Source organism: Bradyrhizobium sp. 142, assembly GCF_023074015.1.
Lineage (GTDB): Bacteria > Pseudomonadota > Alphaproteobacteria > Rhizobiales > Xanthobacteraceae > Bradyrhizobium.
The window spans coordinates 25800-37682 of record NZ_JADPKQ010000493.1; the positions used below are offsets into that span (position 1 = coordinate 25800).

At 55.9% G+C, this 11883-nt stretch carries 9 protein-coding genes; 4 read left to right on the forward strand and 5 right to left on the reverse strand.

Features of this window, described 5'->3' with window-relative positions; genetic code table 11:
* Window positions 1-11 precede the first annotated feature (11 nt).
* Both IVA82_RS44465 and IVA82_RS44470 read right to left on the reverse strand, forming a co-directional pair.
* A complete protein-coding gene (locus IVA82_RS44465) occupies window positions 12-986 on the reverse strand; it encodes a GDP-L-fucose synthase (protein WP_247380137.1) in 975 nt (324 codons plus the stop codon).
* 754 nt (window positions 987-1740) lie between these two features.
* Complete coding sequence (locus IVA82_RS44470) at window positions 1741-2733, reverse strand: ABC transporter substrate-binding protein (RefSeq protein ID WP_247493928.1); 993 nt, start codon at window positions 2731-2733, stop codon at window positions 1741-1743.
* A 395-nt stretch (window positions 2734-3128) separates the two neighbouring features.
* Here IVA82_RS44470 and IVA82_RS44475 point away from each other — a divergent pair, with 395 nt between their 5' ends.
* Genes IVA82_RS44475 through IVA82_RS44485 form a run of 3 tightly spaced genes read left to right on the forward strand, consistent with a single transcriptional unit; the run spans window position 3129 to window position 6784 of the window.
* Window positions 3129-4490 carry an undecaprenyl-phosphate glucose phosphotransferase gene (locus tag IVA82_RS44475; RefSeq protein WP_247380228.1) on the forward strand — a complete coding sequence of 454 codons (1362 nt, stop codon included), beginning with the start codon at window positions 3129-3131 and terminating at the stop codon, window positions 4488-4490.
* A gap of 20 nt (window positions 4491-4510) precedes the next feature.
* On the forward strand, window positions 4511-5602 hold the full coding sequence (locus IVA82_RS44480) for a glycosyltransferase family 4 protein (RefSeq protein ID WP_247380143.1): 1092 nt from the start codon (window positions 4511-4513) through the stop codon (window positions 5600-5602).
* Window positions 5603-6784: a glycosyltransferase gene (locus tag IVA82_RS44485; protein ID WP_247380146.1), complete on the forward strand. Its 1182-nt coding sequence runs from the start codon at window positions 5603-5605 to the stop codon at window positions 6782-6784.
* On the opposite strand, the gene IVA82_RS44490 is transcribed toward IVA82_RS44485, so the two are convergent.
* Together IVA82_RS44490 and IVA82_RS44495 are read right to left on the reverse strand one after the other, a co-directional pair.
* Complete coding sequence (locus tag IVA82_RS44490; protein WP_247380149.1) at window positions 6774-7511, reverse strand: class I SAM-dependent methyltransferase; 738 nt, start codon at window positions 7509-7511, stop codon at window positions 6774-6776. The genes IVA82_RS44485 and IVA82_RS44490 overlap by 11 nt on opposite strands.
* Before the next feature lie 10 nt (window positions 7512-7521).
* Entirely contained in the window at window positions 7522-8976 is a 1455-nt protein-coding gene (locus IVA82_RS44495) for an MOP flippase family protein (RefSeq protein WP_247380152.1), read from the reverse strand.
* Here IVA82_RS44495 and IVA82_RS44500 point away from each other — a divergent pair.
* Entirely contained in the window at window positions 8882-10558 is a 1677-nt protein-coding gene (locus tag IVA82_RS44500) for a right-handed parallel beta-helix repeat-containing protein (protein WP_247380153.1), read from the forward strand. The two genes, IVA82_RS44495 and IVA82_RS44500, sit on opposite strands and share 95 nt — an antisense overlap.
* On the opposite strand, the gene IVA82_RS44505 is transcribed toward IVA82_RS44500, so the two are convergent.
* Entirely contained in the window at window positions 10535-11839 is a 1305-nt protein-coding gene (locus IVA82_RS44505) for a hypothetical protein (RefSeq protein ID WP_247380154.1), read from the reverse strand. The two genes, IVA82_RS44500 and IVA82_RS44505, sit on opposite strands and share 24 nt — an antisense overlap.
* Between the last annotated feature and the right edge of the window lie 44 nt (window positions 11840-11883).

The following is an 11883-nucleotide window of genomic DNA, read 5'->3' on the forward strand; positions in this document are numbered from 1 at the left end:
AACAGTTGAGCTTAGCTGGTGGCGCTAACCTCCAGATGACGGCCGTAGCCTTTTAGAAAATCCTGATACGCAGTGGTGAGACCGGCGCGCAGAGGAATATTTGGGTGCCAACCAAGGGCCCGCACCCGCGAGCTATCGAGCAGCTTCCGCGGCGTCCCATCGGGCTTGGACGTGTCGAAAACCAGCTTGCCCCGATAGCCCACCACGTCTGCAACCGTTGCCGCGAAATCGCCGATCGATAATTCGTCGCCGCTCCCGACATTGATCGGCTGGTCGCTTGAATAGTTCTTCAGGAGGAAGACACACGCATCGGCGAAATCTTCGACGTTGAGAAACTCGCGAAGCGGCGTGCCCGTGCCCCAGACACTCACGCTCGGTGCTTGCGCGAGCTTTGCTTCATGGAAGCGGCGGATCAGCGCGGCTGGTACGTGACTGTGGTCGGGGTGGTAGTTATCGCCACGGCCGTACAAGTTGGTGGGCATCACCGAAATGTAATCGTCCCCATATTGGCGACGATAGGCCTGGCACATCTTGAGACCCGCGATCTTCGCGATGGCGTACCATTCGTTTGTCGGCTCAAGCGGCCCAGTCAATAATTCACTCTCCGCGATCGGCTGCTTGGCATGCTTGGGATAAATGCAAGACGAGCCCAGAAACAACAGGCGCTGAACGCCGATGGCGTGACTTGCGCGGATCACATTGAGTTCGATCGCGAGATTTTCGCAGAGAAAGTCGACAGGAAAGCTGCTGTTTGCAGCAATGCCTCCGACTTTGGCAGCAGCGTGCACGACCCCGTCCGGACGGTTGGATTCAAGCCATCGCAGCGTCGGCTCTTCCTTCGTCAGATCCAGCTCGCGACGATCGGCAACAAGCACCGTGCAATTTTCGGAAGCAAGACGCCGCACAACGGCTGAACCGACCATGCCGCGATGGCCCGCGACGAAGACCCGCTTGCCCGAAAGATCGTAGGTAGAAGCCCCTGTCATACATCCCCTCTTCGGTCATCCCCATGCGGAAAAACCGACAGTACAGCCCATTCACGCGGCGCGCTGATGCGTCAAGCAAGACTCGTGCGCGTTCTCACTCGCTAACACAATCTTCACCATCGAGCAGCCCGCCTAAGAGGGCGAACATCTTAATGGTGAACTGCAGCAGGGAGCACAAACCCAAAGCAGGCCATTGGCGACAAAATAGACAAAGCAGCCGCGCGAGCCGCACGGCTGCTTGTTCGATAAAACATTATTTAGTCCAGCGGATCAGTACGCACGTCGGAGGATGGGACCCTCGGGGGCGCAGACGCGATCCAAATACCAGCCGTACGGAGTCTCTACCCGGACGAGCGGACAGTGACGCGACGGCACATAACGGTATGGATACGGTTGTGCCCAAAAGGTGATCGGCGTTACCTGGGCGGCGCTCGTGAGCAAAGCCGCGCTTGCAGGCATTTGCATGCCGGCACTTGCGCCGCTCGCTGCACACACGGAAGTGGCCAACGCCAGAAGACCGACCCGCGCAAACATCTTGAACATTTGTAAGCTCCTTTGCCCCAACGAACTCATCAGCGAAGCCACTCAGCCCTGCGAGAACTGCTTCGGAAGTACTGTGATTCGTCAATCACCCCAGAAATCGCCCGTGAAATAGCCGAAACAGACTACCAAGGGCCAGGGGAGGAACGCAACCGATCCGACGCACCGAATTTAGGCTCGGAGCGATATGGCGCAGAACTGTGGCTTCTTGGCCCTAGTTGTCTCCGCTCCAGGCGCCGGCCGCGCCAAGATCGGGCGAGCGACGATAAAGGTCCCGAAGAAACTGATAGTTGACTGCTTGGGCGAGCGGTACCTCCTCCTCCCCCAGCTTCGCGAACATCAGGATGTCCCGAAGGGTCCTCCAGCGGCTTTCGTCGTAGTCGGCGATGCGGCCACCGGTCGGCAAGATGAGGCTGCGCTGCTGCTGCAACTCGGCTTTCAGGCGATCCAGGCTGAGCCTTTCGGGAGCAAAACTGGCGAGAACAGGCACGCTTCGTGCATAATCGCTATAGGCGAACTGCCAGCCGCGGATAAGACCTTGGAGCACGTCGGTGATCACGGATGGACGGTCATGAACAAGATCGTTGCTGGCGAAATAGACCAGCCCCGGGACATGAATACCGTAGTCCTGCGGCTTGATCACATTCAGCCGGACGGAGCCCGTACCAGACGGAGTTGGCTGGTCATCGATGGCGGCGATGATGGCGTCAACCTCGCCGGCGCGGAGCGCATCGAAGCTGTCGCGATCGGCCACTTTCGTCACTTGACTGCGTGGCAGGCCGAGCTGCGCCATCATGGAGTCGAAGATTACGTCTCCTTCGCTCGCCTTGCGGTAGCCGACGCGTTTGCCGACGAGGTCGGGCGGACGACGCAAGCCGGAGCTTTCCAGGGTAAAAATCGCAATCGATGTGTCGAGGAAGCTTGCGGCGAACGCCGTTACGGGGACGCCGCGCCAAGCGGCCAGCAGAAACTTTTGGCCGCTTGTCACGCCAATGGCATGCTCGCGTGCGATCGTTTCGACGAAGTTCGGGTCGTCAGGGTGCGGGCGCAAGGCGATCTGGGAAGTGAAAAAGCCCTGCTTGAGCGCGATCAATTCGCCGGCAAAGCGCGCCGCGTAGGGTCCGTCGAGGAACAGGCTTGCCGCGGCCGCGGGGTTCGATGCCTGTGGCAGCGGCGCCGAATCGGGGCGCAGCGCGATAAAGGCCAAGCCCAGCAGCGCAACGGTCGCAAGACCGATCGCCACATACCGGCTGGACCTTCGTCTGGATCGCCGCCGGAATCGGGGCTGAGGCACTGAGAGCTTCCTAACGAACTGTGACATTTAACATACTGGGCAGGGGCAAAGATGCGCTACTATTAAGCCATTGGGGTAAGGTTACTTTTTCCTTCGCCTTGTTTTAATTGCGATTCTGCCCGATAGCACGGTGTATTCGGATAGTGAATTGATCGTAAGTGAGCATTAGCGCGATGACACTTTTATCGGCTCGACCGGCTTCCGTTCCTGATTCGGCTGCGGAAATTCGCGTGGTGGAGCCAGTTTCGCCGGCACCTCAAGGTTTGGCGTGGAGTTTTCTTCGCCCACTGGTTGTGGAGCGGCTGGTGATGGTCGTCGACGGCCTGCTGGTGGTGCTGAGCGGCATCGGCTGCGCGGTCGCCTATCACCTCTACACGCAATCGGCGCTCGGCAAGGCGGATGTCTACGCCGCGGCGAGCGTCATGGTCGCCATCAATTTCATCCTGCTGACCACGGTCCAGCACGGCTATCGGCTGAAGAACATCACCAACCTGTCGCGCGCATTTCGGATCACGGTGACGACGTGGACCGGGCTGTTCGGGGCGCTGCTGGCGACCGCCTTCACCATGAAGGTCAGCGAAGACTTTTCCCGCGGCACGACGATCTCGTTCTACATGGTCGGGCTGGCCGTGCTGCTGGCCTGGAGGCTAGCTGCCGGACGCTGGACCGCCAGGGCGCTTGCGACCGGCGCGTTCGCCAACAGCCGCGCGGTGATGATCGCCGAATTCGGGCTGCCGGCCGCCTCCAACACCATGATGGACCTTGCCCAGCACGGCTATCGCCTGATGCGGATCATGGAGATCCGCGGCAGCGAGCTCGCCTCGCCGCTGCTGCTGTCGGCGATCGCGCCGCGCTTTGACGAGCTGATCGCCTATGCGCGCGAGAACCGGGTCGAGCACATCTTCCTGCTGATGAGCTGGAGCCGGCAGCACGCGATCGACAGCATCCTGGACGCGCTGAAGGTGCTGCCCGTTCCGGTGCATCTGGTGCCCGATGCCCACGCCGCGCGCTTCCTGCGCTATCCGCTGCAAAGCACCGGCCACACCTTTACCGCGGAGCTGCGCCGCGCCCCGCTGTCCTGGAACGAACGCGCGCTCAAGCGCACGCTCGACCTCGCCGGCACGGCCCTGGCGCTGATCGTGTTCGCCCCCGTGATGCTGGTGGCCGCCGTGCTGATCAAGGCGAGCTCGAAGGGGCCGGTGTTCTTCCGCCAGACCCGCAACGGCTTTGGCGGCCGCGCCTTCAAGATTTTCAAATTCCGCACCATGCGCGTGCTCGAGGACGGCCCGAAAATCGTGCAGGCGCAAAAGAACGATCCGCGCGTGACCGGCATCGGCAAATGGCTGCGCAAGACCTCGATCGACGAGCTGCCGCAGCTGTTCAACGTGCTGGGCGGCGACATGTCGCTGGTCGGCCCCCGCCCGCACGCGGCCGCCCACAACACCGAATATGAGCAGATCATCGGCAACTACGCCTTCCGCCACCACGTGAAGCCCGGCATCACCGGCTGGGCCCAGGTTAATGGTTACCGCGGAGAAACCCGCACGCTGGAGATGATGCAGAAGCGCGTGGAGTATGATCTGTGGTACATCAATAATTGGAGCGTGGGGCTGGACATTGTGATCGTAATCCGAACCGTCTTCGGCGTATTTGGCACCTCTGCCTATTAGATATGGCGGCCGAAACTGGGATGCAGATCAAACGGCGTTTCATTGTGGCGATCGGCCAAATTCCGCCGCCCACAGACGGGCTTGCCTATATCACGTCGGAGTACGTGAAGCTCCTCAGCGAGGATCACGACGTCAAGGTTCTGAACATCTCGCCAAGAGTGGGCAAGCGCGGCGTTGCTTACCACTTCTCAAGAACAGTCAGCGTGCTGCTTGCCTCGATGCACCTAGTGTTCAATGCACGGCGCGGAAACCGCATCTGCTATATGCCGTGTCAGAGCGATTTCGGAGTCATCTACACCGTCTACCTGCTAACAGTAGCCCGCCTGCTCCAGTACCCGACTTACCTTCACCACCACAATTTCGGGTACATCAACGAAGCGCGACGAATGATGAGAATGGTGCTTCATGGCGGTGGACCCAAGGTCGTCCACATCTTTCTCTGCGAGCCTATGCGGGATCGATTCGGCCGAACCTATTGGCCTCCAGAGCGATCAATCATCGTTTCGAACTCCGCATTCGTTTCGCCACAACCGAAGCCCTCGGCCTTCAACGCCCGCTCATCGCTAAGAATCGGGCTCCTAAGCAATCTTAACCGCGAAAAAGGCCTTCACATTTTTCTTGATCTGTTGCGCGCGGCTCGAGATGAAGGACTGAACATTTGCGGGACACTTGCGGGACCTGTGCGAGAGCCGGCCGATAGACTTGCCCTTGAAATGGCGCAGGAGGAACTCGGCGATCGCTTGATCTATGCTGGGTCGGTCTATGGGGATGAAAAGCTTCGCTTCTACACGGCAATTGACGTGTTCGTATTTCCAACCATCTACGCCAACGAAGCTCAGCCTACAGTAATTTACGAGGCTTTAGCCGCAGGAAATCTGATCTTGACCTACGAACGGGGATGTATCGTTTCGCAAGTGAACGATAATGGCCTTGTGCTTTCGCAAGATCTTCCGTTTGTTCCGCACGCGATGGCGTGGCTAAAAAACTTACTAGAACGCGGGTCTTTCGACGTGCGCACAATGATAGCGAATCAGACCTCCGAACTGCACCAAGTAGAAAGAGAAAAGGCGCGCACCTTGTTTACAGTCAACACTCTAGACGGATCGCACTAAATGCTATTCGGTGACGAGAGAAAAACTGTACTCATTTATCGAAACGATCTTCTTCCCCTTTCCGAGACTTTCATCAGAGAGCAGGTATTGGCACTACGAAGATGGAGGCCAGTACTTCTCGGGCGCCGCCTTCTAAACCAACTACCGCTCGATGGAATTGCATTTCGGGTCTTGGACTCAGAGGCACCTAGTCTGCCTAAGAAGCTGATCCGAGAGGCGAGAGGGTTGGCTGGCGTAGTACCCGCCAAGGTAACGCGCGCATTAGGTCTCGAGCAGGCTCAGCTAATTCATGCGCACTTTGGAGTAGATGCACTCGATGCCTGGCCGGTCGCTCGCGCACTCAATGTGCCGATGGTAGTGACTTTGCACGGTTACGATATACGCGTGCATCATGAATGGTGGGAGCGGGGAAGGGCCGGATTTCGCATGCGCTTCTATCCGCGTCGTTTACTGCAAATGTCAAAAGATCCTCGCATCGCATTTATTGCAGTTTCAGAATCTATTCGAGATCGGGCGATCGAATTCGGAATCCCACACCATAAGATATGGGTCCGATACATAGGGGTTGATCAAGGCAAGTTTTCGCCGGGCTCTGTTCAAATTAGCCGACGTGCTCCCCGCGTCTTATTCGTCGGACGGCTCGTCGAAAAGAAGGGCTGTGCATATCTGATTGAGGCCATGGCAAATGTCCGGAGGCAAATTCCTGCCGCCCAGCTGGCGGTGGTCGGAGATGGACCGCTACGTGGAGATCTTGAACAGCTTGCGAATTTGCGTGGCCTACAGATCGAATTTCTCGGAAGTCTGCCTAACAACGAGGTTAGACATCAGCTCGATCAAGCTCGACTGTTCTGTCTTCCAAGTGTCACCGCCGAGAACGGAGATGCTGAGGGACTTCCAATTTCGATTCTCGAAGCTCAGGCGTCAGGCGTTCCCGTTGTGACTTCCGCTCTGGGTGCAGTCGGTGAGGCCGTAAAGCATGGAGTAAACGGTCTCTGCTTTTCTGAGCGGGACGTCGATGAGTTAACTTCTCAACTGCTGACGATACTGAGCAATGATGTGATGGCGGACGAGATGGCTTCGGCGAGCGTGCGCTCGATCAGGGACTCGTTCGATCATAGGCTGCTCGCGGCTCAGTTGGAGGCAACCTACGATGAAGCGGCGCGTCTCGCTGCTAGCGCGTAGCCACCATAAAATAGCCAAGTGGAAATTGGGCAGAGGTCTTTGTCGCGAGCCGCTTCCCAAGCCCAGTTCGAGCAAACTGCCATGCGACGGCCTGCAGAAGCTTAGCACAGGAGCTCCCAAAAATCGGCAATGACATAATGTTCTTCGATAAGATGTCAGCAAGGATCTCAACGCTGCCGCCCAACGGCTCGAGGCTAACCACTTTCATCCCAGATTCTACCATTAGCCGGCGCAACGCAAATTCTGTATAACGATAGAAGTCGAACGGCGCTTCGTGCAAGGGGTAGTAAAACGGCACGCTTACGAGAAGCTTCCCGCCAGGCGAGAGCAGGCGTGCGATTTCCCTGCACAACTCGAGGGGAACGGGAATATGCTCAAGTACGTCGGAGAGAATGATTGTGTCGAAGGCCGAATTTGGAAAATCAATTGGCTTCGTTAAATCGACTTCTTTGTCCAAATAACTCGTTTCATGAAGGCTGTTGCCCCAATCGACGCAGGTTATGCCGGTGACCAAGCCTTTGTAGGTCCCATAGAGTGGCACCTTACCGCAGCCCAGATCAAGTAAGCGGCCGGAGGCGTGTGTTTTCAATGCGGGGAGGAAGTTTGCCGCAATCAAGCTAGCCATCAGCCTCGATGCGACACTGACTTCTTTGGGATCGCTCGAAGCAACCAAATTTCCATTTCGCGAGACATACTTTGTTTCCTTCCACGCGTCACGATTGCGCAATTTATCCCCTCTACTCTTGCGTATTCACCGCTGCTGTTCCTAGGAACTTACTCGCATCTCCAAATACAGTCGGAAGAAAGACCAGCAGAAGTGTGCCATATATCAGAGCGCCGAAGCTGACGAGACAAGTCAATCTTAAGGCCGGCGCAATCCCGGCCAACCAAGAATCGGCGAGCGCAATGAGACACACCATTGCAATCGCGCAAAGAAGAGGCAGCCTGATGACTGTCACCAAATCCGTTAGGCTTCGCCCGACCTGGGCTAGCGTAACGTGCAACGATATTACTGCGACTGCAACGTTTGCAACAAAGTAGGCCTGCGCGACGCCGACGGCGCCACCCCAGAGCCCTAGTACAAACGAGATAACAAATATTGCAGAATTTGCGAGCCCGAGGTTCCGCAGGATATCCGTGCGTCCCGTTGCCGCTAAGAGCGAGCCCGTCGTAGAGACCATTGACTGTAGATAGCCCACCGGTGCAAGCCAGCCAATAATCGTTGCCGCTTCTGACCATCCCGATCCTAGCAATGATTCTATGAACGGCGCACGTACCGACCACAGCCCGAACATAAGTGGCGCCGTTAACAAGCTGATGAACCGAAGAGTTTCAATGTACCTCCGCCCGAGCGAGATCGGATCCCGCTGCTGGCTGCTGTAGATTGGAAATAGCGCTCGATTCACCACGAAGGTGAGATTGCTGAGCGGAAGAAGCATGAGCCGATATGCGACGTTGTACTGCCCGAGCTCAGACGGACCCAAGTATCGGCCGATGAGGAATCCATCGGCATTTCGGGCAAAGTAGTTTATGATGTTGAAACTGACTAGGTTGCCGCTGAAGCGCACGAGTCCTTTAAACTCTCCAGAGCTCCAGCGCATCGTAGGCCGCCAATCCGCGCGCAGCCAAAGAAGCGCAGTCGAAACGCCCGCGATAATGACTGTTTGCGCTATCAGACCCCATATCCCCCCACCCTGGACTGTCACCAAAACGCCTATCGCAGCCCCCATTACTGCAGCCAACACTTCTATGAATCCCACTCTGCGGAAGTTGTTACTCTTTTCGAGCATGGCCAAATGAGACGCGCCAAGCGCCGCTAGCGGAAATGATAATGAAAGCGCGAGCAACACCGTTTGCAGCCGGGGCTCATGGAAAAGCCAAGCCCATACTGGAGAAGTGATCGCGACTATCCCTCCTGTGAAGAGCCCGAAGAAAACGTTTGACCAGAAGACGGTGTCGACCAACTCCTCCGTTATTTCGTGCCTCTGAACGAGCGCCGCCGCAGTCCCCATATCGCGAATAATAGCGGCGAAATTTGTAACAACAGTTGCCATCGCAAGCAGACCGAAGTCAGCAGCTGGTAGTAGGCGTGCAAAGATGGTCATACTGCCAACAGAAGTGATGATCCGGCAGATTTGGGAAACAGCGACCCACCGCACGTTCGAAATAGCTGCGCTAGAAGAGTTCTTCATCGAAAGTCTTAATGTCCTTGGAATTCCGGCTTTAAGAACGGCCCCGCTTCAACCGCTCGATGCCCTAAGCTTGAGACCTCGCCACCAAAGCGCTAGGAAGAGCTATCCTACAGGAATAACTCAGTCCATGTCGCTGTCCCCTATGACGCGCCGCCAACTCCTTGCTCTCGCTGGCGGGGCGCCGTTCGCCGCGGCTGCCGCCGAAGCTATCCCTCTTGACATACGAGCCTTCGGAGCGCTGGGCGACGGCAGGCACGACGACACCGAAGCCATTCAGAAGGCCATCGACAAAGCTTCTGTAGGCCGCGGTGTAGTTTCGATACCGCCCTGCAATGTCTCTCAAGGCAAGTACTGGAGAATAACACGACCGCTATTCCTCCGCTCAAATGTTAGTGTGATTGGCCAAGGCGTTAACAGTCTTCTCTACAATGATCGCAAAGAAAGTACCACCTTCATGGATCAGGCGGTGGTCTTGCCAGGTAACTACCACCCCGAATTCCTGAATACCATCGAGTTTGATACTGCAAGGATTATAGACCAATCGAAAGGTATCATAGCGGTGGCGAATACAAGCGCCCGCTACTCTTCTGGGCAGACGGTGTTTGTTCGATCCCAAGATTACGATCGAACTCGACCAGCCGTCTCGATCTCCAGCCTAACAACAATATGTCGAGTAATAACAGTTCGACCAGATACAATTGTAGTCGACCGGTCGATTCAGTTCAATGGACCGGTGGTAGTCGCTCCGGCGGATGAACAGGTTCGCTGGCGACCTGTCGGGCCTCCCAGCAACTGCTTCGTTTGCATCAATTCTAGCCTCGAGAACCTAGCGATACGATCCGAGGGGTTTTGGACCGGCGACACTGCTGCAAGAGGATGCAAATTCACGAATCTTTGGATTCAATCTCGAGTCGGCATCTACGGCAATCTCTTCCAGGAATGTCACTGGAAAAATATACATCTGACGTTTGACCGTCTCGCAATCGAGTTGGCGTGCAATTCCACGGACGTCGTCGTCGAGGGTTTATATGCAAAGATGAGCGGTGATCCGGAGTCGCCGATCCACCAGATCATAGCGATCCAAGAATCGGCTATGAGGTGTATTGTCCGCGATTTTTTCATTGATGCGGACGCGTTCACAAAGACGGCACCCGTCGTGAGGTTCGGGCCTTCATCTCATTGCGTCATATCAGGAGGAAAGATCCTGTGTAAGCAAGCCCGGGGCACAATGATCTCCTTCGACACGGGGGCTGCTCAGGTCGTGCACAATCGAGTAAGGGATGTGGAGTTTCACGCCAACTCTGGAGCCGTTGGAATTGCTTTTGAACCACGACAAAACGGTGAGGTCTCTAACAACCAGGTTGACAACGTCCGCATTGAGGGTCTCACGATGGCTGTCGCAGCGCGAATTGGAGGCACCAGCAACACCATCAGCAACTGCCGGTTAACGGGTAACAAAGTAGTCGTCCTTCCGAGCGCCGCAAATTGCGTCGTGAGAGACAGTTCTATTCCCGGCAGGATCGATCTTTCCGGTCCGCAGAGTGAGTCGGTGAATTTCTTACGCAACGAGACGCGCAGATGACTGAGGCGCTAGCAGCGAGAGTGCCAATCGAAGCCCTAGAAAGACGCCGGTCACAAGAAGAAAAGTCCAGAGAACACGCGACGCCGTAAACATGTCGGATCTCCAAAGAGAGAAAACGTAGAAGTATAGTACAAACGCTTCAGTTTGGCGGTTGTGGTTCATTGAGAGCCGATATTGCAAGCCTGAAATGCCCGCAAGAAGACCTCCAAACAAAACGGCACCCGCAAAAGGACCGAACTCTGCCATCAAAGTCCCTAGTCCGGAGAGCGTGATCTCGGAGCCAGTATTCTCGAAACGAACAGGGCTAATCACCTTGGTAAAAATCGTGCTTGGAGGTTCGGGCTTGAAAGCCGCAATCGATCTGGGCACCGGAAAAAAGAGGGAGGCCGACAAGCTATAAAATGGATACGGGAGGGTGAAATCGCCTTCTGATACTGCATACACGCTCTTCCAGATCGCAAAGGTTTCCGACTCAACTACTTGTCCAAACCAGATATCTTCTCCCCGCTCGATCTTCTGAAAACCCGCGTACCTTACGTATGTCGTATAGGCTTGAAGAAGCAGGATCAGCGGAAGAACCCCAAGAACTAGAGTTCGGTAAGGATTTAGCGGACGACCATTGGCTAGACACGCACAGACCAGGAGCAGAAATGCGGAGACTATGTTGCCGCGACCGCCAGACAGTACTGCTACGCCCGCGGCGATCGAAACTGCTAACAAGCTAAAAGCTAACGACCTTGCGTAGAAGATTACATACAAGCAAGCCACAAGCGCGAACGGAGAGGCATTCAGAATCACGAACACAAAGTCATTTCTGTATTGCCGTGCTCCAACGAGTTCCAATAGGCCGCCGATTCCCAATGAAATTATGCTCCATGCCAAGACTCCGCAAACCACGCCACCGATCAAAAGAAACAATATGATCGACGCGATACGGCCATGCGGGCTTGTGGGACGACTATTCCGCGCAATCTTCCGCGTCACAAAGGTTTCAAGTAAGCCTGTATAGACACAGAATACGATCGCGTTCCCAAGTTGAAGGGTCAGCAATGTTGCGTCGCTGCAATTTAGCGTTTGTTCCCCTATGCGGAAGCTGCTGTATTGCGACGCGAGTAAGAATTGAAAGTCGAGAAGTAGAAAAAAGGAGGAGTTCAGAAGATGAATGTCGAGTGGCCAGTATCTCGTTGCCGGTGATCGCGACACCCACGAGAATGCCCAACCAACTATTAAGGCTGCCAGCATGAGAGAAAGGACCAGCAGCGCTGCAAAGCTTGAAAACATCGATCGACCTGCCCGTGGCTGATAAACTACTGTTGCGCTATCGG

Bases quoted from the DNA above. Each gene is read 5' to 3' on its own strand.
- IVA82_RS44465 (WP_247380137.1), bottom strand. From the start codon at position 986: ATGACAGGGGCTTCTACCTACGATCTTTCGGGCAAGCGGGTCTTCGTC.
- IVA82_RS44475 (WP_247380228.1), top strand. From the start codon at position 3,129: ATGGTCGTCGACGGCCTGCTGGTGGTGCTGAGCGGCATCGGCTGCGCG.
- IVA82_RS44480 (WP_247380143.1), top strand. From the start codon at position 4,511: ATGCAGATCAAACGGCGTTTCATTGTGGCGATCGGCCAAATTCCGCCG.
- IVA82_RS44485 (WP_247380146.1), top strand. From the start codon at position 5,603: ATGCTATTCGGTGACGAGAGAAAAACTGTACTCATTTATCGAAACGAT.
- IVA82_RS44500 (WP_247380153.1), top strand. From the start codon at position 8,882: ATGGTCATACTGCCAACAGAAGTGATGATCCGGCAGATTTGGGAAACA.
- IVA82_RS44495 (WP_247380152.1), bottom strand. From the start codon at position 8,976: ATGAAGAACTCTTCTAGCGCAGCTATTTCGAACGTGCGGTGGGTCGCT.
- IVA82_RS44505 (WP_247380154.1), bottom strand. From the start codon at position 11,839: ATGTTTTCAAGCTTTGCAGCGCTGCTGGTCCTTTCTCTCATGCTGGCA.